We start from the raw sequence: 26,236 nt of genomic DNA, 5'->3' as shown, positions 1-26,236 counted from the left end.
GTTGTCGCAACAGATTCCGGTCGGATCGGTCCTCGGAGGCCGCTACGAGATCACCGCACACATCATCATTACGGCAGAATCCGACATGGTGCTTGAAGGCACCGACCAGATTCTCAACCGTAAGGTCTCGGTCGTCGTCGCATCGCCCAGCCGCAGCGCACTGCTGGAAGCAAACTCCCGCGCGCTCGCAACCAACGCACGCGGCAACATCCAGATTCTCGACCTGGGCATCACCCCCGAAGGTAGCCGCTACCTCGTCACCTCCCACACCCGCCCCGACACCCTGCTGGACACCCTGCTGGTCGAAAACCACGCACTCTCCAACGCAGAAGACGCGCTGGGCACCGAAATCTTTGGCGACTCCGAAAGCGGCAGCTCCCCCAACACCTACGAGAAGGTCTCCACCTCCACCGCCAACCAGGAGAGCATCACCGCCGCCAAGAACTGGAACGCATCCGACGGCACCGCCGTCACCGCGTACTCCGAACCCACCAGCATCTACGAAGATGACGAAGACGAAGAAGACGGCAGCCGCGGCACCTGGGCCGTCGCCCTGGCAGCAGTCCTGCTGCTCGTCATCGTCGCAGGCGGTATCCTCACCTCCCTCGGCGCAATCGGCTCCAACCAGGCAGCCGGCCCCCACACTCCCAAGTCCTCTATCTCGGCTTCCGAATCGGCTGCGGCAAGCGCCAGCGCATCGGCATCCCCGACCGCTAAGGCGTCGAACGCACCGGCTAAGATTGCGTCCGTGGCCCGCTTCGCACCCTCGGACACCACGTTCATGAGCGACATGGACACCCTCATCCCGAACCTGACCGACGGTAACGCCAACACCGCATGGATTAGCTACGGCTTCGGCACCGCCAACTACGCCGGCACCATCAAGGAATTCGGCCTGGCTCTGAAGTTGCAGACCCCCACCGTCGTCTCCAAGCTGACCATCCAGCAGAACACCGGCACCGGTGGCTCCTTCACCGTCTACACCAACAGCTCCGCATCCCTGAACGGTGCGGTTGAGGTCGGCAAGGGCACCTTCGAAGGCAAGGACGCAGTCGTCACCCTGGACACCTCCAAGCAGAGCGCAGAAAAGGGCGCCTACGTAATCATCGTGGTCAACGAGCTGCCCCGCCTCTCCCTGCCGATTGGAAATTGGAGTTACGGTCTGCGCATCAACGAAATCAAGGTGGACTAATCAACCCATAACGTGACGCCGACAGGGCGCTCACACCCCAGACACAAGGGCGGGGCTTCTGAACTCAACAGTTCGGAAGCCCCGCCCTTTTTGATGTCTATTTATGACTCTTTATGGCAGGGCCTCTACTCAAAGATTCACAGTGCGCGGAGTATCTGGATAAGGGTCCCCAAAAAATGGAATAATCGAGGATAAAGCCCTGTTATAGGGGCAGAACGAAAGACCTACAACGGAAAGATATATCTGATGACTGAGAATCTGGGAGGCCTCTTCGGAGGCTCCGCCCTAGGCAATCTGAACCTCGCATCCGCACCCGCCACCAAAGCCGCACCGGCAGCCGAGGTTGAGGCCGACGCAACCGTCCACAACGTCATTATTGTGGGCTCCGGCCCTGCCGGCTACACCGCAGCAATCTACGCGGCACGCGCCGAGCTGAAGCCCGTCCTCTTCGCCAGCTCCCTGGCACCCGGCGGCTCCCTCATGAACACCACCGAGGTGGAGAACTTCCCCGGATTCATTCAGGGCATCCAGGGCCCCGAGCTGATGGAGAACATCGGTCAGCAGGCTGAGCGTTTCGGTGCAGACATCCGCTACCAGGACGTAGAGAAGGTCGAACTCACCGGCGACGTGAAGAAGGTCTACACCGCTGACGGCGCCGTTCACCTGGCAAAGACCGTCATCATGACCACCGGTTCTCAGGTCCGTAAGCTCAACATCGAGGGCGAAGACCGACTCTCCGGTTACGGCGTCTCCTGGTGCGCAACCTGCGATGGCTTCTTCTTCAAGGACAAGGAAATCGCAGTAGTCGGCGGCGGCGACTCCGCGCTGGAGGAAGCGCTGTTCCTGACGACCTTCGCATCCAAGGTGTACCTGGTGCACCGCCGCGATTCTTTCCGCGCTTCGGAAATCATGCAGACCCGCGTGTTCAACAACCCGAAGATTGAGGTTGTCTGGGACTCGGCTGTCACCGCCGTTCACGGCGAGAGCAACCTCGAGTCGATCACCCTGACCAACACCAAGGACGGTTCTGAGCGCCAGCTGGCTGTTCAGGGTCTGTTCATCGCTATTGGCTCCGATCCTCGCGTGGAACTGGTACGTGACCAGCTGGAGATTACCGAGCACCACACCATCGCGGTTCAGGGTCGTTCCTCGAAGACTTCCGTTCCCGGCGTTTTCGCTGCCGGTGACGTGATTGACCCGACCTACCGCCAGGCAATTATTGCTGCCGGTTCCGGTGCTGTTGCCGCTCTGGACGCGCAGCACTACCTCGAAAACCTCTAAACTATTCGTATTACTCGCAGGGGAATCCACCCCGTGTCAGAAAGGAGCACTCCATGAGCAGTGCACAGCAGGCAACTGATGCCACTTTTGACGAACTGGTTCTGAAGAACGACAAGCCCGTTATCGTGGACTTCTGGGCTGAATGGTGCGGCCCCTGCCGCATGGTTGGCCCCGTGATTGATGAGATCGCTGGCGAGTACGCCGGTCAGGTCGACGTGGTCAAGGTGGATGTTGAGGCGAATGGCGATACCGCTATGAAGTACGGCATTACCTCTATTCCCGCCATCTACCTTTTCAAGGGTGGCGAGGTCGTCAAGAAGACCGTAGGCGCTAAGACGAAGCCCGCTCTGCTGGCTGAGTTCTCCGAGCACCTGGGCTAATCTTTCGAGAAGCTAAAGAAAAACCCTCGGTGATGTTTCACGTGAAACATCACCGAGGGTTTTTTGTATATACAACTGATTTCAGTTGCTAAATATTGTTTTACGCGAAAATTTAGCCCGAGAAATCAGAATCCAAAACGCGGATGATGCGGTTCAGATCCTCAACATTCGCAAATTCGATGGTCATCTTACCCTTGCGAGCACCCAGCGAAATCTTCACCGAAGTATCGAGCTTGTCAGCAAAAGCCTCCGCAATATAGTCCAGGCGCTCACGGTGCTTCTGAGGCTGAGGAGCCTTGCGCTCCTTCACCTCCGCAGCGCCGGATGCATGGTTCACCAGCTCCTCAGTTGCGCGAACCGACAGCCCCTCATTCACAATCTTCTGTGCAAGAGTCTCAATCTGAGCCTGATCCGTCAGAGCCAGCAGGGCACGCGCGTGACCCGCGGAGAGAATACCCGCCGCAACGCGACGCTGCACCAGAGCCGGCAGCTTCAGCAGACGAATCGTGTTCGAAATCTGGGGGCGAGAACGACCAATACGCTTAGCCAACTGCTCCTGAGTAGTGTCGAACTCCTCCATGAGCTGTTGGTATGCCGCTGCCTCTTCAATGGGGTTCAGCTGGCTGCGGTGCAGATTCTCCAGCAGGGCGTCACGGAGCAGGTCGCCGTCTTCAGTCTCACGAACAATCGCCGGGATGGTGGTCAGTCCAGCCGCCTGGGTTGCACGCCAGCGGCGCTCACCCATGACCAGTTCGTACTTTTCGGCGCCGCTTTCGCGAGAGGGACGCACAACAATCGGCTGCAGAACACCAATCTCACGTACCGAGTGGATGAGCTCTTCCATGTCCTGCTCATCAAAGTCGGTTCGGGGCTGCTTGCGGTTCGGGTGGATATCGTGAACGTTCAGCTCGGCAAACTGGGCACCGGGAACCGGAACCAGACCGCTCTGCTCCTCAGAAGCGGACTGCGGGGTGGAGACATCTTCACCAAAGAAGAAATCCACCGGGCGGCGAGTCAGGGTGGTGTTGCGCAGTGCCGCACCCATATCCACGCGAGACTTCTTCTTCGATGTTTCACGTGAAACATCCTGCGAGGAGGCGGGAGCTTCGACCTTCTCCTCTGCCTTCTCAGCTTCAGCAGGCTTTTCCTGAGCGGGTGCAGCTTCAGCAGGCTTAGCCTCTACAGACTCAGCCTTAGCACTCTTACGCTGTTTCTCCGGCTTAGCCTCGTGAGCCATTTCGAAGAGGCCGTCAGTCATCGGCTCTTCAATCGGAGTGGACACCTTCTTGGGTGCAGTCTTTACTGCAGTAGTCTTTTCGGATGCCTTCGCCTCAGCATTACCAGAATTCTTCGTACTCTGAGGGATCAGTGCCCCCAGGCCACGACCCAAGCCGCGTCGCTTTTCAGCCATCGTTACTCCTTAGGACTCCCGGACGAGCCCACTCATTTTTTCTTCTTCATCTAGTGTAAACGAAATAAGCACTCGAAAGCAGGAGTAAAAAATGCACGGTGCATAATCAAAATTATTCCCAATAATTAATTCTCTAAGGCTGTTTTCTCGTGTTTCACCCAGAAAATTCCGCACACAATAAGCCCTTTTGGAATCATCAATAGACAATCCAAAAGGGCTCATTTCAAAAGATTTAGATTATGCGGATCGGCGCGAGAGTTCCTGTGCCGCCTCGCGGTAGGCGCGCGCGCCAGTCGACGAAGAATCGTAGGTGATGACGGTCTGCTGATAGCTGGGAGCTTCAGAGATACGAACCGAGCGAGGAATCTTGACCCCTAGAGTCTCCTCCGGGAAGTGCTCGCGCACCTCCTCTGCCACCTGGAATGCCAGGTTGGTACGAGCATCGTACATGGTCAGCAGGATTGTACTGATGCGCAGCTTGGAGTTCAGATGCTTCTGAATCATCTGAATATTCTTCAGCAGCTGGCTCAGACCTTCCAGAGCGTAATACTCGCACTGGATCGGAATCAGAATCTCTTCTGCCGCAACGAAGGCATTGACGGTCAGCAGGCCGAGGCTCGGCGGGCAGTCGATGAAGACATAGTCCAGGCGCTCCATACCCTGCTTCTCGCGCCATTCGGTGTAATCCATCAGGGCATTCTTGAGGCGAGTCTCGCGCGCAACCAGGGAGACCAGTTCAATCTCCGCGCCCGCAAGGTCGATATTGGCGGGGGCACAGAACAGGCCGGACATGTCGGGGCATTCCTGAACAATTTCAGAAAGTGGCTTATCCTCAATCAGAACGTTGTAGACGCTGGGAACATCCACGCCGTGCTCAATGCCCAGTGCGGTCGAGGCGTTACCCTGCGGGTCGTTATCGATCACCAGGACGTTCAGTCCAGCCTCCGCGAGCGCGGCTGCGAGGTTCACGGCGGTGCTGGTTTTACCCACGCCACCCTTCTGGTTCGACACGGTGAAGACACGCGTATGCACAGGCTTGGGGAGCAAATCTGCAACAGATTTCTGAGCTTGAGGAGTCATCGGGTGCCTTCCATATTCCGGGTGGTGTGTCTACGGTGATGCTTCGTCTGATGCCTCGCACGTGGCAATATTCTGCGGTATTCGTGCACGAGGAGGATTCAACCTCCGCTCCCCCACCATTCACTCATCTCAGCATGTTTCACGTGAAACATACTCCGCGAGGTGATGAAGTCTGCAATGTTTCACGTGAAACATTGGTGATGCCTGTCTGGTCTCTGAAGGGCTCAGTGCCCTACTGCACCATCAGGCTTTGATGCAGAGGAGTCTAAGGTTTCAATCCTTCCTTAAGGGTACCCGGCATCAGGTCAATACTCCACGCGAGAGGTCATTCTATGTACTCTACAGATACAATTGCCACGCACACCCGGCAAGCCAGCGTACAAAAAAATGGGCGGTACCGCGTAAGCCAGCCTATTTACTAGCTCGTTGCGGTACCGCCCATTTGAGACGAAACCTTTAGAGGCGAACTCGAACCACCGTCGTCGGCTCTTCCAGCAGGTCGCCACCGGCGGTGAGAATCTCGGTCTCACGCGCACCGTAGCGGTTCAGCTTCTTCTTCGCCTTAGTAATCTCCTCCGCGGCGCTACGACCCTTCAGAGCCAGCAGCTCACCGGTGCCGCGCAGAATCGGCAGAGTAATGTCCAGCAGGCCCACCAGAGCGGACACAGCGCGCGCAGTCACCACATCAGCTTCAACAGCACCCACAGCCTGCTCAGCACGCGAGCGCAGCACGGTCACGTTCTCCAGACCCAAATCCTCAACAACCTCATTCAGCCAAATCACGCGGCGCTCCAGAGGCTCAATCAGGGTCAGCTTCAAATCCGGGCGGGCAATCGCCAGGCACAGACCGGGCAGGCCAGCACCAGAGCCAACATCAGCCACCGAAGCATTCGGAGCAATATACTCCTGCACCACAGCACAGTTCAGCACGTGGCGAGCCCACAGGCGCGGCACCTCACGCGGACCAATCAGACCGCGCTCAATACCGGTCGTTGCCAGATGCTGCACGTAGCGCTCCGCCAGGGGCAGACGCTCACCGAACACAGCCTCCGCGGCGGCGCGCTCACTCTCACTGAGAGTAACCATCGAAGTCTCCATACTAGGCTCCTACCTCGGGAAGAGAAATCACCACGTGACGGCGAGGACCCTCGCCCTCCGACTCGCTGTACAGACCAGCGGCAGCCACCACATCGTGCACAACCTTGCGCTCGTACGGGCTCAGCGGCTTCAGGTGCTCATCACGACCGGTAGCACGCACCTTCTCAATCGCATCAGCGGCAATCTTCTCCAGCTGCTCACGACGCTCTGCACGGTAGCCGGCAACATCCAGAATCAGGCGGGAACGGGTACCATTACCAGCCAGGACGGAGAGACGCACCAGCTCCTGCAGAGCCTCCAGCACCTCACCGTGGCGGCCAACCAGGTGGCGCAGTTCCTCATTGTCATCGTCGTCATTGAAGACCGAAAGATAGATGCGGTTATTGCGCACCTCAATATCGATATCGCCGTCCATATCGACAATATCGAGAAGCTCCTCGAGGTAATCAGCGGCGATATCGCCTTCTTCCTCGATGTCCTCAAAATCGTCTTCTTCGCCCTCAATGGGCTCCTCTACCAGCTGCTCCTCAACGAGCTGCTCGTCCTCATATTCCATAGCTTCAGTCACAATAATCCTCAGGGTGTTCGGAGGGGTGTCCTAGGGGTAAAAAGTATCTCATACACGGCGCCGGGCCCGCGCCACACGTGGCGAGAACCCGGCCCGACTCACGGAAGAAAACTACTTCTTTCCGTTCTGCTTATTGCGTTGCTGCTTCTGGCGCTTCTTACCGACCGGCTGCTGACGCTGACCCGCAGCGGCACGCTCACGAGCCTCCTGCAGATCCTTCTCGTGCTGCTCACGGGTCTTACCAATCGGGGGCAGGCCCTTCGCAGCACGGCGAGCGTTCAGCTCACGCTCCGCCTGAGAACCGGGGGTCGGGTTATTGCGGATAACCCACCACTGCTGACCCAGCGACCACAGGTTCGACACGGTCCAGTAGTACATAACACCCAGCGGGAAGTTAATACCGGAAACAGCGAAGATGATCGGGAAGATGTACATGATCATCTGCTGCTGACGGAACATCGGAGAGTTCAGAGCCGCCTCCGACATGTTCTTCACACTCAGCTGCTTCTGAATGTAGAACTGGGTCGCACTCATCAGAACAATCATGATGACCGCCTGAACAACGGTCGCGGTGGTGTCACCAGCGCCCGGGTGCAGCATGGTCGCGAACAGCTGAGCACCAAAAATCTGCGAGTCGTTGAACTGGTGCACCAGATCAGCCGGCAGCATGAGCACGCTCTCGTTGCTCTGCGCCGCGGTGGGAACACCCATCAGCACCTGGTACAGACCGAAGAAAATCGGCATCTGAGCCAGAATCGGCAGGCAGGACGCGAAGGGGTTCGTACCGTGCTTACGGTACATTTCCATCTGCTCCTGAGCCATCGCCTGGCGGGAGAGCTGGTCCTTCTTGCCCTTGTACTTCTCCTGCAGCTTCGCCATATCGCCCTGCATCGCGGTCATACCGCGCATAGCCTTAATCTGCTTGACGAACAGCGGAATGGTCAGGGTACGCATCACCAGGGTCAGGAAGATAATGCACAGAACCCAAGTCAGGCCGGACGCCGGGTCCATACCCAGCGAAGTGAAAAGAGTGTGGAACAGCCACAGGACCACGGAGACGATCCATTTAAACGGCCAAAGAATCAAATCAAAAATATTCACGCGGGAATACTCCTTAAGGACTCGGCTAAGTCATTGTGTGGGAGGCGCCGCCTACTCAGGGCGGGCGTCACCACCGGTGTGAGGGGTGTAAAGATGGGGGTGGTTGAGCAGAATAATTTTCGGTTCTGCTCCGGGAGCGAAAGTGCGCTTCCCCTCCGGGACTGGGTCGATACCTCCGGTTGCCCAGGGAACACACCGCAGAATACGGCGCACCGTCAGGGAAAGCCCGCCCATCGCACCGTGGGTGGTCAGCGCCTCCAGAGCGTAGGCTGAGCAGGTCGGGTAGTAGCGGCACACATTCCCGTAGAGGGGGGACACGACCTTGCGGTAGGCCTTCATGCACGCGATCAGCAGGTTCTGCGGTAGAACGTAGAGAGCCTGCAAGAAAGTTTCAGGCCTTACGAATTCGTTAGGTGCTAGTGCCAGCAGCTCGTCGGGGCCCAGAGTCTCGGCAGATGCGCTATAGGTGCCGCTGTGATGCGCGTGGAAGCGTTCTTCACAGCGGTCACGCTGGGAACGACTCACGGCTTCTCCTTGCTCTGAGACAGGTCGAGCTTAGCGAACGCAGCCTCGAGTGCCGATTCGTAGTCGCGGCGCAACTGATCCCAGCTGGCGCTCGCGGAGGCGGGAAGCGCTCGCACAGCAATGGCGTAGCCTTCCGGATGCGCGGCGCAGGTGAGCGCGGCAAGTTCACGCAACCGGCGCTTGACCAGGTTGCGTGTGACTGCGTTGCCCACCGCCTTCGACACAATGAAACCTACCTGGGTTGTTTTTCCAGGATTTTTCGCCGTAGATACAACGATGTTCCGACGTCCTGTACGGATGCCGGAACGGAAGGCGTGGGAGAATTCTGCGCTGGTGCGCATACGGTGCCGTTGAGGCAGCACGTGTTCCCCTTTACGTAGTGTGGGAGATTCGGCTCATGTGGTGAGCTGACCTCCGCGTGTATTTCACGCTTAATGATAGTTCGCCCGCCGATGCGTGTGCATCGGCGGGCGAACTATATGCCGTAATTAGGCCGAGAGCTTTGCGCGACCCTTACCGCGGCGGCTCGACAGAATCGCGCGGCCTGCACGGGTACGCATACGCAGACGGAAGCCGTGCTTCTTAGCGCGACGGCGGTTGTTCGGCTGGAAAGTACGCTTGCTCATACTTTGTCTCCTTGATTTTTGCGGTTCGTGCCCTCACGGGTATCGGAACCGTACGCTTCTTGGTGCACGGAGGTACCGCGACTATTCGCAGTAGGCGGTGCACACACAACAGCACAACTCTAGAAGAGTGGAGGGCGTAAATCAAGTTCTTGACGCTTTTTTCCGCGTGATTCCGGGCTCGTTTGTGGTGTGGAGGTGGTAATCGTGGCGGGTGCACAGGCTGTGGAGACACTATGTACTCTTGGGACGCAAACCTGGGGATATTTACGGCAGCAGGATATCCACCATGGTGTATATCCCACCCAAACCCCCTACTATCAGCGAGTTATCCACACCCTTGAGCTTTTGGAGTTTTCCGCTAAATATCAGGGAAGAAGACCTGTTATGCACTTAAATCCATCGCTTATCCACTTCTGTAATTACAAGTTTTCCACCGTGTGGAAAACTCTTGTGGATAACTTTCTCTCCCTGTGTATTAAGCGGGTAGAATCTTAATGACCTCGCGGTGGCCTCCGGCATGATTTCTTTACTGCACCACCGCTTCACATCGAGTGAAAGTAAAGAATTCCATGACCGACTCCCTTCAGGCACGCTGGGCGCATCTGCTCTCCATTCTTGCCGCCGATCCGGCGGTGACGGCACGTCAGCGCGGTTTCGTGAATCTTGCGCAGCCTCAGGGATTGATGGGTTCTTCTCGCCTCATCATTGAGGTGCCGAATAAGCTCACCCGTGCGGTCTTTGAGGAGCAGATTAGCGCTTCGTTCCGTGCGGCTCTGCACGAGGCTTTTGGCCCGTCGACCACCGCGCTTTTCGATGTGAATGAGTCGATGATTCCGGTTGAACCTGCAAGTCAGGACGTTTTCCATGGTGAGCGCGAGGTTCCTGTCGAGCACCAGCCCGCCCCTTCGGTCCCGGCGGCTTCTGCACATCCTGAGGCGCCCGCCGGTTCGCGCGCTTTTGAGTACTACACCGAGCCGCATCCGGGCCCTGACCACTATGAGGTGCCCGCTGATGAGCAGGTCACCCGCCCCTCCCTGCAGGCTTTGGAAGCGGAGCGTGCCGGATTCCCCTCCGCACAGCAGCCGGCGGCTCCTGTTGCGGGCGCGCCGGCGCCTCGCGAATACCCGGCACCTACTTTCGTTCCGGACGCCCCGACGGTACCGGAGGCCCAGCAGGTGCATCCGCATGAAGACCCGGAAAACGCGCCGACTTGGGATAGCTCTGCCCGACTGAACCCGAACTACACCTTCGACACCTTCGTGATTGGTCAGTCCAACCGCTTTGCGCACGCGAGCGCTTTCGCTGTGGCGGAGCAGCCCGGCATTGTCTACAACCCGCTGTTCATCTACGGCGGTTCGGGCTTGGGCAAGACCCACCTGCTACACGCGATCGGCCACTACACCAAGTACCTGTACCCGAATCTGCGCGTACGCTACGTGAATTCTGAGGAGTTCACGAACGATTTCATTAACTCGATTCGTGACGATGAGGGTTCGTCGTTCAAGCAGATTTACCGCAATGTTGATGTTCTTCTGATTGACGATATCCAGTTTTTGGCGGGCAAAGAGGCGACGATGGAGGAGTTCTTCCATACGTTTAACGCCCTGTACAACCACCAGAAGCAGATCGTGATTACCTCTGATTTGCCGCCGAAGCAGCTGACCGGTTTCGCTGAGCGTATGCGTTCGCGTTTCGGTTCGGGTCTGAATGTGGATGTGCAGCCTCCGGAGCTGGAGACTCGTATCGCGATTCTGCGGAAGAAGGCTCAGAACGAGATTTTGCCGGTGCGCGATGACGTCATGGAGTACATTGCTTCCCATGTCACGGCCAATATTCGCGAGTTGGAGGGCGCTCTGATTCGCGCGAGCGCTGCCGCCTCGATGAAGAAGCCGCCGGAGCCCATTACTCTGGCTGAGGCGGAGACCTATCTGAAGGATTTGCTCTCTGATACCGGTGGTGCGGAGATTACGTCGGCGCTGGTTTTGGCGACGGTGGCGAAGTATTTTGATGTGTCTATTGAGGATATGCAGTCGAAGTCTCGCACCCGTACGCTCACGAATGCGCGTCAGGTGGCGATGTATCTTCTGCGTGAGCTGACCGAGATGTCCCTGCCGCGTATTGGTAACGATTTGGGCGGCCGCGACCATACGACGGTGATGCACGCGGTGCGTAAAGTGAGCGCGCAGATGGCGGAGCGTCAGACGATTTTTAATCAGGTTACTGAGCTGACGAATTTGATTCGCCAGGAGCAGCGCGCCGCTGGCTAGACGTACTTTTATCCCTGCCCCGCAGCTTATTTTGTGCCTCAACTAGGTGTTTTATGGGTTTCGGGGCGGGGATTTAGTGCTGTATTCAAGGGTTTTAGCGACTCGAAAAACTGGATTTTCGGGGTGTGGATAAGCTGTGCTTTAACTCATGCGCTCGTGTGGACGTTAAGTGCATGAATATTCAAAAGGTGTGGAATCGAGGAAATGTATAAATATCCATACACAATGCATCCTCAGCGTTGAGTGGTTTCTTCCACTTAATGTCCACAGGATACTTCCGCGTCATTGCAGGCAAGGAAGGGGTTTTCCACCGTTTCCACAAGCGTTAACAATACTACTGTACTTAAAGAAAAAATCCTCCCCATAACAAGTAGTTCTGCTCGACCAACCGGGCTGGTTCAGGTTTTTCTGTGCACCCTCACTGAAAACGTAGATTTTCGCGGATTTGGATCAATAGCTGCATGCTATCTCTTAGGTTGGGTTTGAAGAAGAAACCAACACCGAACCATCACCTAATTCGAACCTGTTTTCGACTGGGTTTGCTACACCTTCCGCCTATCTTTGTAATTACAAAAATACAGCGGTACTACATGCCTCATTTCACCCGATTTTTCGCTGCAGGAGCGACCTCCGTGTCTCTGTGTAATTACAAAATCCGGTAGGATGGATAGACGCGCGCGCGGGAAGATGTACTGCGCACCAGAGCACGCGATATTTCCGGCTCTATCGTCCAAAGCTTTACGTGCGCCCAAAAATGACTCTCCAATTCCGTGAAAGGCGCCTTCTCGATGAAATTCACCGTTGAACGCGATGTCCTTGCCGAAGCAGTCGGCTGGACGGCACGCTCACTTCCGCTGCGTCCCACCTCCCCCGTACTCAACGGTCTGCTGATTACCGCCTCCGCAGGTGAGGTCAGCATCGCAAGCTTCGATCACGAGACCAGCGCCCATCAGGTCATTGCAGCCGATGTTGAAGCAGAAGGCGTGTGCCTGGTTCCCGGCAAGATCCTGGCAGAAATTTGCCGCTCCCTACCGAACGCACCCGTCGAGTTCACCGCAGATGAGTCCGTGATTCGTATTCACTGCCGTTCCGCTAACTTCCAGCTCGCTGGCATGCCGGTCGTGGACTACCCCGAGCTTCCCGAGCTTCCCGAAATTTCCGGTACCGTGGACGGTGCCGAATTCGCTGAAGCCGTCAAGCAGGTTCAGATTGCGGTGTCCAAGGATGAGACCCTGCCGCTGCTGACCGGTATCCGCGTTGAAATCAACGGCGACACTATGACCCTGCTCGCCACCGACCGTTACCGCCTGGCAATGCGCGAAATCAAGTGGAACCCGGTCAACCCCGACGTCCAGGCGGCTGTGCTGCTGAAGGCTAAGACCGTCTCCGAGGTCGGTAGCACCCTCTCCGGTTCCGGTGATCTGTCTATCGCCCTGCCCGCAGCGGGTGAGCTGATCGGCTTCGCAGCGGGTACCCGCCGCACCACCAGCGTTCTGATGGACGGCGACTACCCCAACATCCGTGCGCTGTTCCCCGAACAGACCCCGATTCACGCGGTGGTTCGCACCTCCGACCTGGCTGAGGCTGCTCGCCGTATCTCCCTCGTGGCGGAGCGCAACACTCCCCTGCGTCTGAAGTTCACTCAGGGCTCGGTTGCTATTGATGCCGGCCGCGGTGATGAGGCTCAGGCTTCCGAGACTCTGCAGGCGCACCTGTCCGGTGATGACATCACCGTTGCGTACAACCCCGCCTACCTCTCGGATGGTTTGAAGGTTTTCGGTACTGAGTTCGTTCGTTTCTCCTTCACCGATGCGCCGAAGCCCGCCGTGATTTCCGGTCAGGACGAGCCGCTGGCTGAAGATGACCGCAACTACCGTTACCTGCTGATGCCGGTTCGCCTGCCGTCGAACTAGTTTCAGCGTCGCTACCCCGCACGTCTTTCGGTGCCCTATGCATCGTGGGTATGTGCGGGGTTGCGCTGTTTTTTCTGCGCTCATCCGTGCGGAAAAACCACAGTATTTTGGCCCGCGCACTGTGCCCGCCAGCTGGCGCTGTGAACCCCTGCGACCCCGTATGCGAAACCCCATGAAAGGAGCTGCTCCGGTGTATATCGACCATATTTCGTTGTTGGATTACCGCACGTACGCTCTGCTGAGCCTGCCTCTTTCGGCGGGAGTTACGGTGTTTCTGGGCTCTAACGGTGTGGGTAAAACCAATATTGTTGAGGCGATCGACTATGCGGCGTCGCTGTCTTCGCACCGTGTGAGCCATGACGGGCCGCTGGTGCGGGCGGGTGCTTCGCGCGCCTATATCCGTACCCGTACGGTGCGCGGTTCGCAGCAGACGGTGACCGAGTTTGAGATTGCTCCGGGGCAGAGTAACCGGGTGCGCATTAATCGTGCCGCGCCGGTGCGTGCCAAGGAAGCGCTGGGTATTGCCCGCACGGTGCTGTTTTCCCCGGAGGATCTGCAACTGGTGAAGGGTGATCCCGCCGGTCGTCGTCGTTTTGTGGATGATTTGGCGAGCTCTTTGCGTCCGGTGGTCTCCGGGTACCGTAGCGAGTATGAGCGGATTTTGCGGCAACGTAATTCGTTGCTGAAATCCATGCAGCGTAAGGCGCGGGACGAGAACGCTTTGAGTACCCTGTCGGTCTGGGACGAGCAGCTGTCGACCCTGGGTGCTCAGCTGCTTTCTGCGCGTTTTCGTCTGTTGCAGCGTTTTTTGCCGCAGCTTCGCCGCGCCTACGCAGGGCTGACAGACGGATCTAAAGAGGTCGGTTTCAACTATGAGTCGACTGTTTTTTCGAGCATGGGCGAGCGCTCGATCGAGCATGCGGCGCTGATGCGCATTGAGGACCTCAAGGAGGCTTTGATGCGCGGTTTTGCGGAGCGTCGTCGCGATGAGATTGAGCGTGGCGTGACCCTGGTGGGTCCGCACCGTGAGGATATTACCCTGCTGCTCGGTGGCATGCCGGTGAAGCATTTTGCCTCGCACGGCGAGAGCTGGTCTTTTGCGCTGGCTCTGAAGTTGGCGTCCTGGTTTGTGCATGTTGAGGATGATTCCTCGGCGGGCTCTTCGCCGATTCTGATTCTTGATGATGTGTTTGCGGAGCTTGATTCTGCGCGCCGCCACCGCCTGGGTGTGATGGTTGCCGACGCGGAGCAGGTGTTGATTACCTGCGCGGTACTCAGCGATATTCCGGAGGAGCTGGGCGACTACCGCCTGGTGTCGGTGACTGTGGGTCATGCCGAGTATGTGCAGCCTGCCGCCACCTCTGTGGATAGCGAGGGGTTGACTGCATCTGCGCTCGCGGAGGGTGACGGCGATGAGTAACCCCGTCCGCCCTCAAAACCATGTTTCACGTGAAACATTCGGTGAATTCGCGGAACCGCAGTTTGCGGAGCCTCAAAACCCGCACGAGGTTGACGGCGTGGTTGAGTTCTACCGTGACGAGGTGGATGCCCCCTCCGCCCTGCTGACCCGCATGCGAATGGCGGCTCAAGAACGCGGCGAGGCGCCCCTGAATGCATTCTCGGCGAATAAAATCATGCGTGACTTCGGTGCGGTCATGTCTGGAACCGCCTCGAAGAAGAAATCACGGCGAGCGCAGGGGTGGGACCCCCGCGTCATGGGTGGCTATAGCGGCCCCGGAGAGAGCTCTCGCGACCCCAAACCCCTCGGTGGCATCGTCAGTGCCCTGATTCGTTCTCGTGGCTGGAAAGAGCCCGTGGCGGTCTCTAGTGTGCTGGCCCGCTGGGCTGAGCTCGTGGGCCCTGAAATCGCGGCACACACCCGCCCCATCAGCTTCGAAAACTCCATTGTTGAAGTCCAGTGCGACTCTACCGCCTGGACGACTCAGCTGCGCCTGATGCACGGGCACCTCATCGAACTTTTCCGCCGTGAACTGGGTGATGGTGTCGTGGCCCAGGTTCGCGTGCTGGGCCCGAATAACGGACGCTGGAATCAGCGAGGCTATCGGCGTGCCACCGGTATGCGCGGTGTGCGCGACACCTACGGGTAGCCTTCTGGGTGTCTCTGACTCTCGTTCACCTTCTGATTGAATGGTGTTAGGTCAAAATAAGCCTTTTTCTACACGCTATGAAAGCTTTAGAATCGCCGGCAACCCCCACGAAGTGGTGAACCGTATCCCCTACCTCAAAAGGGGGTTGAGGCACTCTAAACCGCCTTTGCGGGCTTTTGAGCGGGTGGTAGTGCCCAAAAAAGCTCAATATGTGACGCTTGTAGATGGTTTTATGCTCTCTTGCTCGGTAAAATAAAAGAGACAATGCGTAAAGTGTGCCCACCTATGGGTACCACCGGCACCGCGGGTTGTGCAGGCACTTTCTTGTGCCCTCTGTGAGGCGTTCTAGGCTCCGCTCTTGGCTGCCCGTAGCTTTCCTTCGCCGGTTGCATCATCTACTCAAGGAGTTCTGCCTCGTGGCATCTGAACAGAATGCATCTGAACAGCAGCATGAATACGGTGCATCCGATATTACCGTGCTGGAAGGTCTGGAAGCGGTTCGTAAGCGCCCCGGCATGTACATTGGCTCGACCACTGAGCGCGGTCTGCACCACCTGGTCTACGAGGTCGTAGATAACTCGGTCGACGAAGCGCTCGCCGGCTACGCCTCCAAAATTGACGTGACCATCCAGGCTGATGGTGCTGTTCGCGTAGAGGATGACGGTCGCGGTATTCCCGTGGATGAGCACCCCACCGAGCACAAGTCCACTGTTGAGGTCGTCATGACCGTGCTGCACGCTGGCGGTAAGTTTGGCGGCGGCGGCTACTCCGTTTCCGGTGGTCTGCACGGCGTGGGTATCTCCGTGGTGAACGCGCTGTCTACCCGTGTGATTACTGAGGTGCACCGCCAGGGCTACGCATGGCATATTTCCTTCTCCAACGGTGGTGTGCCGGATGGTCCCCTGCGCAAGGGTGAACCGTCCGATAAGACCGGTACCATCCAGACTTTCTACCCGGACCCAGAGATTTTCGAGACCGTCGAGTTTGACTTTGAGACTCTGCGCGCGCGTTTCCAGCAGATGGCGTTCCTGAACAAGGGCCTGACCATCACCCTGACCGATGAGCGTGAGAAGTTCGTCGGTGACGAGGTTGCTGAAGAGAGCGAGAAGAAGGAAAACATCCTCAACCGCGTGCGCGCGAACGCTGATGGTTTCATGACCGTCACCTACCGTTACGACAACGGTCTGTTCGACTACGTACACTTCCTCAACGCAGGCGCGAAGACCATCGTGAACGAGGAGATTGTCTCCTTCGAAGCCGAAGACACTGAGCGCAATATGAGCCTGGAAGTGGCGATGCAGTGGACCGGCGCCTACAAGGAGTCCGTCTACTCGTACGCGAACACGATTAACACCCACGAGGGCGGTACTCACGAAGAGGGCTTCCGCGCCGCACTGACCTCGCTGGTGAACCGTTACGCGCGTGAGAACAAGCTACTGCGCGATAAGGACGATAACCTCACCGGTGAAGACGTGCGTGAGGGCCTGACCGCGGTGATTTCGATTAAGATTTCCGAGCCGCAGTTCGAAGGTCAGACCAAGACCAAGCTGGGCAACTCGGAGGCTAAGTCCTTCACTCAGCGTGAGGTGAACGATCACCTCGGCGACTGGTTCGGTCGTAACCCCGCGGTGGCGAAGGATATTGTGCGCCGCGCAATCACTGCCGCTCAGGCGCGTATTGCAGCCCGTAAGGCACGCGAGACGACCCGCCGTAAGGGTCTGCTGGAGACCAGCTCCATGCCCGGTAAGCTCAAGGACTGCTCCTCGAAGGATCCGTCGATCTCTGAGATTTACCTGGTGGAGGGTGACTCTGCGGGTGGTTCGGCTGTTCAGGGTCGCAATCCGAACACTCAGGCTATTCTGCCGCTACGCGGTAAGATTCTGAACGTTGAGCGCGCCCGTCTGGATCGAGCCCTGTCCAATGCCGAGATTCAGGCGATGATTACCGCTTTTGGTACCGGCATCGGTGATGACTTCGATATTGAGAAGGCACGCTACCACAAGATCGTTCTGATGGCGGATGCGGACGTTGACGGCCAGCACATTACGACTCTGTTGCTGACTCTGCTCTTCCGCTTCATGCGTCCGCTGATTGAGGCTGGCTACGTGTATCTGGCTCAGCCGCCGCTGTACCGCATCAAGTGGTCGAACGCCCCGCACGACTACGTGTACTCGGACGCTGAGCGTGATGAGGCTCTGGCTCGTGGTGCTGCGAAGAACCTGCGCCTGCCCAAGGATAACGGTATTCAGCGTTACAAGGGTCTGGGCGAGATGGACTACACCGAGCTGTGGGACACCACCATGGATCCGGCTCGTCGTACCCTGCTTCAGGTGAAGATGGAGGATGCAGCTGCTGCTGACCAGATCTTCTCTGTTCTGATGGGTGAGGACGTTGAGGCTCGTCGTGAGTTTATCCAGCAGAACGCAAAGGACATTCGATTCCTCGATATCTAGCACGAAACGGCATATGCCCCGTATGGAATATGTCAAATGAGCTATATAGCCGAGCGAGTCATTGAGGAATGAGAAAGTAATGAGCGAAGAACAGCAGAATAAATCCGCTGAGGTTGACGTAGTCAGCAACGGTGGCGCTGAAAGCGTAGACCACCACGGTCACATTGAACAGGTGGACCTGCAGACCGAAATGCAGCGTTCCTACCTGGACTACGCAATGGCGGTTATTATTGGCCGCGCCCTGCCGGATGTGCGTGACGGCCTCAAGCCCGTGCACCGCCGCGTGATCTACGCGATGTACGACGGCGGCTACCGCCCGGACCGATCCTTCAATAAGTGCGCCCGCGTGGTCGGCGACGTGATGGGTCAGTTCCACCCCCACGGCGATAGCGCTATCTACGACACTCTGGTGCGCCTGATTCAGAGCTGGATTATGCGTTACCCGCTGGCTCTGGGTCAGGGTAACTTCGGCTCCCCCGGTAACGACGGTGCTGCAGCGCCTCGATACACCGAGACCAAGATGGCTCCCATTGCCCTTGAGATGGTGCGTGACATCAACGAAGACACCGTTGATTTCCAGCCCAACTACGACGGCAAGTCCCTGGAACCGACCGTTCTGCCCGCGCGCATCCCGAACCTGCTGGTCAACGGTTCTTCGGGTATTGCTGTGGGTATGGCGACCAATATCCCGCCGCATAACCTGCGTGAGGTTGCCGAGGGTGTGGAGTGGTTCCTGAAGAACCCGCACGCCACCAATGAGGAGCTGCTGAACGCGCTGATGGCGCGCATTAAGGGCCCGGACTTCCCGACCGGTGCACAGATTCTGGGTACCAAGGGTATTGAGGATGCGTACCGTACTGGCCGCGGCTCCATCACCATGCGCGCGGTGGTCAACGTGGAGGAAATCCACGGTCGTACCTGCCTTGTGGTCACCGAGCTGCCGTACCAGGCGAACCCGGATAACCTGGCGATTAAGATTGCTGAGCTCATCAAGGACGGTAAGGTCACCGGCATCGCGGATCTGCGCGATGAGACTTCGGGTCGTACCGGTCAGCGTCTGGTGATTGTGCTCAAGCGTGATGCTTCCCCGAAGGTTGTGCTGAACAACCTGTACAAGCACACCCAGCTGCAGGAGAACTTCTCCGCGAATATGCTCGCCATTGTGGATGGCGTGCCGCGTACCCTGTCCCTGGATGCGTTTGTGCGTCACTGGGTGGATCACCAGATGGACGTTATTGTTCGTCGTACCCGTTACCGTCTGCGTCAGGCGGAGGAAGAGGCGCACATCCTGCGTGGCCTGCTGAAGGCTCTGGATGCTCTGGATGAGGTTATTGCCCTGATTCGCCGCTCCCCCACCGCTGATGAGGCGCGTAGCGGCCTGATGGAGTTCCTGCAGATTGATGAGGCTCAGGCTCAGGCAATTCTGAACATGCAGCTACGTCGTCTGGCTGCTTTGGAGCGTCAGAAGATTCAGGATCGCCACGATGAGCTGATGCGCATGATCGCTGAGTACAACGCGATTATTGCTTCGGAGACTCGCCAGCGCGAGATTATCTCTGAGGAGCTGGGTGAGATTGTGAACCGCTACGGCGATGAGCGTCGCACCCAGATTATGTACGGCTACAACGGCGACATGTCCATGGAAGACCTCATCCCCGAGGAAGAGGTCGTGGTCACGATTACTCGCGGCGGCTACATTAAGCGCACCCGAAGTGATCAGTACCGTAGCCAGCACCGCGGCGGTAAGGGCATTAAGGGTGCCTCGCTACGCGGTGATGACGTGGTGGAACACTTCTTTGTGACCACTACGCACAGCTGGATTCTGTTCTTCACGAACCTGGGTCGCGTGTACCGTGCGAAGGGTTACGAGCTGCAGGAGGCCGGTCGTGACGCGAAGGGTCAGCACATTGCGAACCTGCTGGAGTTCCAGGGCGGTGAGCATATTGCTCAGGTCATGGAGCTGAAGAGCTATGAGGATGCTGAGTACCTGGTGCTTGCTACTCGCGGCGGCATGGTGAAGAAGAGCCGCCTGAGCGATTACGATACGAACCGTACTGCCGGCCTGATTGCGATTAACCTGCGTGAGGGCGATGAGGTTGTTTCGGCGTTCACCGTTTCGGATAAGGACGATATTCTGCTGGTGTCGCGTAACGGTATGTCGCTGCGCTTCCACGCTGATGATGCGTCGTTGCGCCCGATGGGTCGTTCGACCTCCGGTGTGACCGGTATGAAGTTCCGTGAGGGCGATGAGCTGATTTCTGCGAATGTGGTTACTGAGGGCTCCTTCGTCTTCGTGGTCACTGAGGGTGGTTACGCGAAGCGTACGAGCGTGGATGAGTACCGCGTGCAGGGCCGTAACGGCTTCGGCATTAAGGTTGCTAAGCTAGTTGAGGATCGTGGCGCCCTGGTGGGTGGCCTCATCGTGGACGAAGAGGACGAGGTGCTGGTGGTTATGGCCAGTGGCAAGGTCGTTCGTTCGAACGTGAATGAGGTTCCTGCGAAGGGACGCGATACTATGGGTGTTATCTTTGCAAAGCCCGGTAAGGGCGATTCTATTATTGGTGTTGCACGCAACCAGGATCGTCAGCTGGATGATAGCGACGATGAAACCACTGAGAACACCGAGGCTTCGGAGTCTTCTGAGGCGCCCGGTACGGACAACGAGGGTGAAGCGGCGGCTGCCGATCTCACCGCTACTGGAGGTAACTAATGAGCAGCACTCCCGCGAGCTCCTCTCCTGCGTCGGCACAGCGTTCGGCGTCGGCTGGCGCATCTAAGTCTTCGGGTGCGGCTAAGGCTGGCGCGCGTCGCCCGGCTCAGGCGCGTTCGGGCCAGGCTCGTCCTGGCGGTACCGCTAAGCGTCCTGCCGGTAAGCGCCCTGTGAACGCTAAGCGTCCTACTGGTTCGCGCCGTCAGCTGGTGCGTCCTGCACCGCGTTCGAAGATTCGTCGTGCGCGCCTGGTGGTTCAGAAGGTTGATACGTGGTCGGTTGCTAAGCTGATCTTCCTGCTGTCTATTGCTTTGGGCATTGTGACTGTGGTGGCTTCGGTGATTCTCTGGCTGTTCCTGCAGGCTTCTGGTGCGTTTACCGGTGTGAACCAGCTGATTAGCTCGCTGGGTACCGGTTCGACCACTGTGGATATTTCGCAGATGATTTCGCTGGGTCAGGTTGCTTTGGTGACTACTATTTTTGCTGTGGTCAACACTGTGGTCTTTACTCTACTGGGTATGATTGGCGCGATTCTGTACAACCTGGCTGCGAAGCTGGTTGGTGGCGTGACCTTGACTCTGAGTGATGAGTCCTAGTTTGTAGCTTTTTGAGCTTTGTGTGCGGGCGGTGCCCCTCTGGATGGAGGTGGTGCCGCCCGCTCTGTATGCTTGGGAACCCCCAATATTAAAGTGTGATGCAGAACATGCTTTTTCGATTTGGTGTTACCTGCAAACACCTGTATAGTTATATCTCGTTCTACGGAAGAAATTCCGCAGAAGGAGGGCGTATAGCTCAGACGGTTAGAGCGCTTCGCTGATAACGAAGAGGTCCCAAGTTCGATTCTTGGTACGCCCACTCCGCATTATGAAAGGCAATAATGAAGAAATTATTGATTCTTGCTGTTCTTTCGTGTGTCACTGTGATGGTCTTGAAAAAGTATCAGAGCAATGAAGTCGTGAAGGCTTGGAAAAATAACTAAACAGTGGTTTCCGCTGAGACGGGGGCGTGGCGCAATTGGTAGCGCATCTGCTTTGCAAGCAGAGGGTTAGGGGTTCGAGTCCCCTCGCCTCCACTTTCCGGTGATTATAGCAAGAGGGAAACGCCTGGTTCCATTCCGAACCCAGAAGCTAAGACTCTTCGCGCCGATGGTACTGCACTTTTGTGGGTGTGGGAGAGTAGGTCATCGCCGGTTTATTTTTGAAAAAGACCCCGTATCGAAAGATACGGGGTCTTTTGTTGTATTCGCCAAAGTTGTTGTATCTGCTGATGTGATGCGGGGGAATAGGCGCGAATACCTCGCGAAGCTAATGTGCTGCGTGCGCCGCGGGTATAGATTCAATTCTTCGTGATATTCGAATGCGCACGGCTGTAGGAAATCCCTACTGTGGAGAATGTGCTCCGTAGAAAGCCCCGCGCCGTAAAACCCACAGGGGTGTCCCGTGTGGGTAGTTCGGCGACCTAAATGAGGTCTGAATAATAAAGGTGTGTCACAAAAAGAAAGCTGGGAGGTTCCTGAAAGTGAACACTTGGTGAACACACTTTAGCCTCTTGATGGATATAATCACCCCTCTCCCCCGCACTCTCGCATAAGCCACATAAACCAACTTAAGCATTCCAATAGGTGCACCCTTTTTTCCGCGGAATATCGGGAGAGTTTCCCCTGAAATATGGGCTCTATAGTAAAACCCTCACGGAAACCCGCTCAATACTGTGGGTTTATCTGTTATTTCGTGTTAATTCGGAATACTTTAGATTTCGCGAAAACCGACAGATAATTTTCTTGTGACTACAGAACTCATTATTCTCGTGATCGTGGTGCTGACCGCGCTCGCCTTCGACTTTACGAATGGCTTCCACGACACCGGCAACGCGATGGCAACCTCCATCGCCACCGGTGCGCTGAAGCCTAAGACCGCCGTGGCGCTGTCTGCGTCCCTGAACCTCGTTGGCGCGTTCCTCTCTGTTGAGGTGGCACGCTCGGTTGGTAGCGGCATCGTGAACCTGGACCGTATCGATGTAACAACGGACGGCCCGGCATTGATGCTCATCGTCTTTACCGGCCTGGTTGGCGGTATCCTCTGGAACGTTTTGACCTGGCTTCTGGGTTTGCCCTCCTCCTCGTCGCACGCTCTGTTTGGTGGCCTGATCGGTTCGGCTATTGTCGCGATCGGCTTTGACGGCGTGCAGTGGATGGGCGTTCTGTCCAAGATTATTGTTCCCGCGGTCCTCTCCCCCGTCATTGCGGCTATTGTGGCGGCAACCGGCACCTGGCTGGTCTACCGTATCGCTGCTCCGGTGGCTGATGATCGCAAGCACGGCGGCTTCCGCAAGGGACAGGTCGCGACCGCATCCCTGATGTCTCTGGCGCACGGTACTAACGACGCGCAGAAGACCATGGGCGTAATCTTCCTGGCTCTGGTTGCTTCGGGTACCCTGAGCAACGATGACGCGATTCCCTTCTGGGTGAAGGCTTCCTGCGCGCTTGCTATTGCGCTGGGTACTTACCTGGGTGGTTGGCGTATTATCCGCACCCTCGGTAAGGGCATCGTTGAGGTTGACACCCCGCAGGGCGTTGCCGCTGATGGTGCATCCGCTGCGATTATTCTGACCTCTTCCCACTTCGGTATGGCTCTGTCGACCACTCACGTGGCGTCCGGCTCGATTCTGGGTAGTGGTCTGGGCCGTAAGGGTGCTGAGGTGCGCTGGTCTGTTGCTGGCCGCATGGTGGTTGCTTGGCTGATTACTCTGCCGGCTGCCGCGATTGTGGGTGCTCTGACCTGGCTGATTGGTCACGGCCTGAACGCTCTGACCGGCACCCAGTTTGTCGGCGAAATGACCGTGTTCGCTTTGTTGGTAGTCTTCTGCTTCCTGATGTGGCGTCATTCCCAGAAGGACAACATTGACGCTTCGAACGTGACTGGCGACTGGGATGAAAAGGAAGGCGCTGCAGTCACCAGCGCTGAGGCATCCGCAGAAGCCCAGACCCTTGCTACTGAGAAGGCAGGTTCGTAGTCGTGGAATATCTGATTGACATTGTGAACAAGGTTATTCCGGTGCTGATTGCCGGTTTGTTCTTTGGTGCGGGCCTTCCGGCGCTCTATGCGCTGGGTCTGCGTATGCTGGCTGGTCGTACCGAGTACACCGCGGACGGCAAGCTGGTTGAAATTGAGCCTCCGGGAACGGCGGCGAAGATTGCTGCGTTCTGCATTTTTGCTATCATCGTAGCAATCGTAATCATCGGTATTCTCTGGGTCGCTAAGGACTTTATCGACCACACTTTCGGCTGGAATATCTTCGGCGTAACCGGTGGAGGCCACTAATCCCGTGAACACTAAATTGCATATAATGACTGCTTCGAAGGAGGGGCTCGATGCCTGATAAGAGCATGATCTCTCGAGTAATCGACTGGCTGAGCGTCGGGTATCCCAAGGATGTTCCGGTGCAGGACCGCGCGGCAGTGATGGCTATTTTGAAGATGCGTCTGACCGATGAGCAGCTGCAGGAAGTTGTTCGCCAGCTCATGCAGTCTCGTGCTGCTCGTGGCGAGGCGTACGTGAGCGACCAGCGCATTAACGAGTACATTCGTCGAGTGGTGGATCATACCCCGACCCCGCAGGATATTGACCGCGTCGCTAAGATTCTGGGTGCGCACGGCTTCCTGATTGCGGAGAACCACGTGAACGAGGACGCTGAGCCTACGGCTGGCGGTACCGAGTACGTGACCTACGATGATCCGACGACCGGCGAGATTCGTATTGCTGAGTTGGCTGCTGAATCGGCTAATATTCCGACTCCGAACGCTACGACTGCGCAGGATAACTAAATAGCCTGCGGTGAGAGTTGAGAGCTCTCATGAAGTTTGTGACCTATGGGGTGGACTGAGTCCACCCCATAGGTTTTCTTTATGCCCTTCGAATGATGCGCAGCGGGTTGTCGGCATGTGCATGGGTGCGGGCGGTATTCTAGAGGGACTTCACTCCCCTCAAACCGTTGGTGGGCTTTGTGCCCGCCCTGCATCCTGGAGATTCTGTGTCTTCTTCCCCTTCTTTGGAACCCGAGAGCTCTCACATTCCCGATACTTCTACCCGGGGAGCCTCTCAGGGCTCTTCTGAGGCGGCATCCGTTGCCGCTGAGGATTCTATTACTAAGACCCCTTCTACCCGCGTCGATGCCGCTAAAGAGGCTATTGCTGGGCAGGCGCGCCGCCTCGTGGTGCCCCGCCGTTCCCTGCTTCTGACTGGCGGCGTGGTCGCTGCCGCCGGGGTGCTTGCCGCGATGCCGCAGATTGCCGCTACCGGTGTGTTGGGTGAGGATGCGGCGGTGGTGGTTTCAAACGAGAAGCTGCTGGCACGCCGTGAGCGTCTGGTTCGCGAGAATATTGATACCCGCTACCTGAAGATTGAGTCGCTGGGGCGTATCTATGTGGGTAAGGGGCGTAGTGAACAGGACCTGCGTCTGGTGGGTTCTTTCTCCCTCACGGAGGCGGCACAGGCCGATTTGGTGGCGGCAGCTACGGCTCTGACGAACCTGTCTGTCTACGGTTCTCTGCACCGGCTGAGCGTTACCTACGGTGGCGTGGATCCTGCGAATGACCCGCAGAATGTTGCTAACACTGCTACGGATGCTCTGGTGAGCCCGCTGCGCGTCAATGATTCAGCGACCCTGAAGGAAGAGCAGTGGCTGAAGGTGCTGGCTGCCAACGCGGCATTGGGGACTAATGCGAGCTACGCTCAGGTAGGTCTGCTGGCGGATGAGCTGCGCCTGAATGCTGTGGTGATTGATGAGAACTATGATTCCCTGATGAAGCGTTTCCGTGCGCTGGCTGAGCTGGATTTGAAGAATGAGCGGGTACAGCAGATTCATCTGAATATTCAGTTGGCTCCGGAGAAGGCGATGAGCCTGCCCTCGGGTGCGCAGTCGAAGATTTCGGTGAGTGTTGCCGAGTCTTCACACGTGGCAACGGTGGCTGATGTGCTATCGAAGGCCGCCACGAGGAAGGAGCTGAATACCCTGGCATCGTTCTCGCTGGTGTGGAATGCCCGTGAAAAGTACCCCTCAGCGAGCCAGTGGGATGCGTTCAAGCTGGGCTTCAAGGGGCCGGAGTCGAAGGAGGAGTCTGCGAAGGAGGCACAACGCACCGCGATTCGTAAATATCTGCAGGAAGTGAGTGGCCCCCTGCGGGCTCTAACGAAGCGGGAGGCGACAGTGCCGGGTGAGGTGATTACCTAAGCTCCTCAGTATTGTGATGGGTCTAACTAAAAAAATGCGCCTGAGGATTTGGTAAAGCCGCAAAAGGTGTTATAGACTAGTAGAGCACCGCGGGGGCGTGGCGCAATTGGTAGCGCATCTGCTTTGCAAGCAGAGGGTTAGGGGTTCGAGTCCCCTCGCCTCCACTTTCCGGTGATTATAGCAAGAGGGAAACGCCTGGTTCCATTCCGAACCCAGAAGCTAAGACTCTTCGCGCCGATGGTACTGCACTTTTGTGGGTGTGGGAGAGTAGGTCATCGCCGGTTTATTTTTGAA

General features: G+C 57.2%; 22 protein-coding genes, 3 tRNA genes and 2 rRNA genes. 19 read left to right on the top strand and 8 right to left on the bottom strand.

All coding sequences use genetic code 11. The features are described from left to right. The first annotated feature begins 1 nt into the window (after position 1). The 3 genes from ROTMU0001_RS02850 (at position 2) to trxA (ending at position 2,853) form a co-directional block, all read left to right on the top strand. Entirely contained in the window at positions 2-1,192 is a 1,191-nt protein-coding gene (locus tag ROTMU0001_RS02850; RefSeq protein ID WP_005504066.1) for a hypothetical protein, read from the top strand. A 246-nt stretch (positions 1,193-1,438) separates the two neighbouring features. After that, positions 1,439-2,473, top strand: coding sequence for a thioredoxin-disulfide reductase (trxB, locus tag ROTMU0001_RS02845; protein ID WP_005508023.1), 1,035 nt, complete (start codon positions 1,439-1,441; stop codon positions 2,471-2,473). A 53-nt stretch (positions 2,474-2,526) separates the two neighbouring features. After that, positions 2,527-2,853, top strand: coding sequence for a thioredoxin (gene trxA, locus ROTMU0001_RS02840; protein ID WP_005504074.1), 327 nt, complete (start codon positions 2,527-2,529; stop codon positions 2,851-2,853). A gap of 112 nt (positions 2,854-2,965) precedes the next feature. On the opposite strand, the gene ROTMU0001_RS02835 is transcribed toward trxA, so the two are convergent. The 8 genes from ROTMU0001_RS02835 to rpmH form a co-directional block, all read right to left on the bottom strand. Further along, the gene (locus tag ROTMU0001_RS02835; RefSeq protein WP_005508022.1) at positions 2,966-4,264 is read right to left on the bottom strand and encodes a ParB/RepB/Spo0J family partition protein; all 1,299 of its coding nucleotides are present in this window, start codon (positions 4,262-4,264) and stop codon (positions 2,966-2,968) included. Between the two features lie 237 nt (positions 4,265-4,501). Further along, on the bottom strand, positions 4,502-5,344 hold the full coding sequence (locus tag ROTMU0001_RS02830; protein WP_005508021.1) for a ParA family protein: 843 nt from the start codon (positions 5,342-5,344) through the stop codon (positions 4,502-4,504). A 456-nt stretch (positions 5,345-5,800) separates the two neighbouring features. Then, on the bottom strand, positions 5,801-6,442 hold the full coding sequence (gene rsmG / locus ROTMU0001_RS02825) for a 16S rRNA (guanine(527)-N(7))-methyltransferase RsmG (RefSeq protein ID WP_005504080.1): 642 nt from the start codon (positions 6,440-6,442) through the stop codon (positions 5,801-5,803). A gap of 1 nt (position 6,443) precedes the next feature. Next, positions 6,444-7,010 (bottom strand): Jag family protein, encoded by a 567-nt coding sequence (locus ROTMU0001_RS02820; protein WP_005508020.1) that lies wholly within the window; start codon positions 7,008-7,010, stop codon positions 6,444-6,446. Between the two features lie 111 nt (positions 7,011-7,121). After that, positions 7,122-8,111, bottom strand: a complete 990-nt coding sequence (gene yidC / locus ROTMU0001_RS02815) for a membrane protein insertase YidC (RefSeq protein WP_005504085.1) — start codon at positions 8,109-8,111, stop codon at positions 7,122-7,124. Between the two features lie 51 nt (positions 8,112-8,162). After that, entirely contained in the window at positions 8,163-8,636 is a 474-nt protein-coding gene (gene yidD / locus ROTMU0001_RS02810; protein WP_005508019.1) for a membrane protein insertion efficiency factor YidD, read from the bottom strand. Then, positions 8,633-8,998 (bottom strand): ribonuclease P protein component, encoded by a 366-nt coding sequence (rnpA, locus tag ROTMU0001_RS02805; protein ID WP_005508018.1) that lies wholly within the window; start codon positions 8,996-8,998, stop codon positions 8,633-8,635. Before rnpA ends, yidD begins: the two co-directional genes overlap by 4 nt. A gap of 126 nt (positions 8,999-9,124) precedes the next feature. Further along, positions 9,125-9,262: a 50S ribosomal protein L34 gene (gene rpmH, locus ROTMU0001_RS02800; protein WP_005504094.1), complete on the bottom strand. Its 138-nt coding sequence runs from the start codon at positions 9,260-9,262 to the stop codon at positions 9,125-9,127. Between the two features lie 569 nt (positions 9,263-9,831). Here rpmH and dnaA point away from each other — a divergent pair. The 16 genes from dnaA (at position 9,832) to rrf (ROTMU0001_RS02720) (ending at position 26,226) form a co-directional block, all read left to right on the top strand. After that, the gene (dnaA, locus tag ROTMU0001_RS02795; RefSeq protein ID WP_005508017.1) at positions 9,832-11,529 is read left to right on the top strand and encodes a chromosomal replication initiator protein DnaA; all 1,698 of its coding nucleotides are present in this window, start codon (positions 9,832-9,834) and stop codon (positions 11,527-11,529) included. 788 nt (positions 11,530-12,317) lie between these two features. Continuing rightward, the gene (dnaN, locus tag ROTMU0001_RS02790; RefSeq protein ID WP_005508016.1) at positions 12,318-13,442 is read left to right on the top strand and encodes a DNA polymerase III subunit beta; all 1,125 of its coding nucleotides are present in this window, start codon (positions 12,318-12,320) and stop codon (positions 13,440-13,442) included. A 190-nt stretch (positions 13,443-13,632) separates the two neighbouring features. Continuing rightward, complete coding sequence (recF, locus tag ROTMU0001_RS02785) at positions 13,633-14,862, top strand: DNA replication/repair protein RecF (RefSeq protein ID WP_005508015.1); 1,230 nt, start codon at positions 13,633-13,635, stop codon at positions 14,860-14,862. Next, complete coding sequence (locus ROTMU0001_RS02780; RefSeq protein WP_005508014.1) at positions 14,855-15,550, top strand: DciA family protein; 696 nt, start codon at positions 14,855-14,857, stop codon at positions 15,548-15,550. The genes recF and ROTMU0001_RS02780 overlap by 8 nt, the downstream gene beginning before the upstream one ends. A 416-nt stretch (positions 15,551-15,966) precedes the next feature. Continuing rightward, entirely contained in the window at positions 15,967-18,003 is a 2,037-nt protein-coding gene (gene gyrB / locus ROTMU0001_RS02775; RefSeq protein WP_005508013.1) for a DNA topoisomerase (ATP-hydrolyzing) subunit B, read from the top strand. 79 nt (positions 18,004-18,082) lie between these two features. Then, positions 18,083-20,713, top strand: a complete 2,631-nt coding sequence (gene gyrA, locus ROTMU0001_RS02770) for a DNA gyrase subunit A (protein WP_005504106.1) — start codon at positions 18,083-18,085, stop codon at positions 20,711-20,713. Further along, a complete protein-coding gene (locus ROTMU0001_RS02765) occupies positions 20,713-21,309 on the top strand; it encodes a DUF3566 domain-containing protein (RefSeq protein ID WP_005508012.1) in 597 nt (198 codons plus the stop codon). Before gyrA ends, ROTMU0001_RS02765 begins: the two co-directional genes overlap by 1 nt. A 185-nt stretch (positions 21,310-21,494) precedes the next feature. Beyond that, positions 21,495-21,568: transfer RNA gene (locus ROTMU0001_RS02760), tRNA-Ile, on the top strand. Between the two features lie 144 nt (positions 21,569-21,712). Beyond that, positions 21,713-21,785 (top strand) — tRNA-Ala (locus tag ROTMU0001_RS02755). Positions 21,786-21,788: 3 nt separating this feature from the next. Further along, positions 21,789-21,905, top strand: a 5S ribosomal RNA gene (gene rrf / locus ROTMU0001_RS02750). Between the two features lie 590 nt (positions 21,906-22,495). Further along, a complete protein-coding gene (locus ROTMU0001_RS02745; protein WP_005508011.1) occupies positions 22,496-23,725 on the top strand; it encodes an inorganic phosphate transporter in 1,230 nt (409 codons plus the stop codon). 2 nt (positions 23,726-23,727) lie between these two features. After that, complete coding sequence (locus ROTMU0001_RS02740; RefSeq protein WP_005504112.1) at positions 23,728-24,033, top strand: hypothetical protein; 306 nt, start codon at positions 23,728-23,730, stop codon at positions 24,031-24,033. Positions 24,034-24,083: 50 nt separating this feature from the next. Beyond that, positions 24,084-24,536, top strand: a complete 453-nt coding sequence (locus tag ROTMU0001_RS02735) for a DUF3349 domain-containing protein (protein ID WP_005508010.1) — start codon at positions 24,084-24,086, stop codon at positions 24,534-24,536. A gap of 206 nt (positions 24,537-24,742) precedes the next feature. Then, positions 24,743-25,942: an acetamidase gene (locus ROTMU0001_RS02730; RefSeq protein ID WP_155115037.1), complete on the top strand. Its 1,200-nt coding sequence runs from the start codon at positions 24,743-24,745 to the stop codon at positions 25,940-25,942. A gap of 91 nt (positions 25,943-26,033) precedes the next feature. Beyond that, positions 26,034-26,106 (top strand) — tRNA-Ala (locus ROTMU0001_RS02725). Positions 26,107-26,109: 3 nt separating this feature from the next. After that, positions 26,110-26,226, top strand: a 5S ribosomal RNA gene (gene rrf, locus ROTMU0001_RS02720). Positions 26,227-26,236 lie beyond the last annotated feature (10 nt).

The organism is Rothia mucilaginosa ATCC 25296, from assembly GCF_000175615.1.
GTDB lineage: Bacteria > Actinomycetota > Actinomycetes > Actinomycetales > Micrococcaceae > Rothia > Rothia mucilaginosa.
Note: the sequence above shows the minus strand (reverse complement) of the source record. Positions and strands in the feature narration are given on the sequence as shown.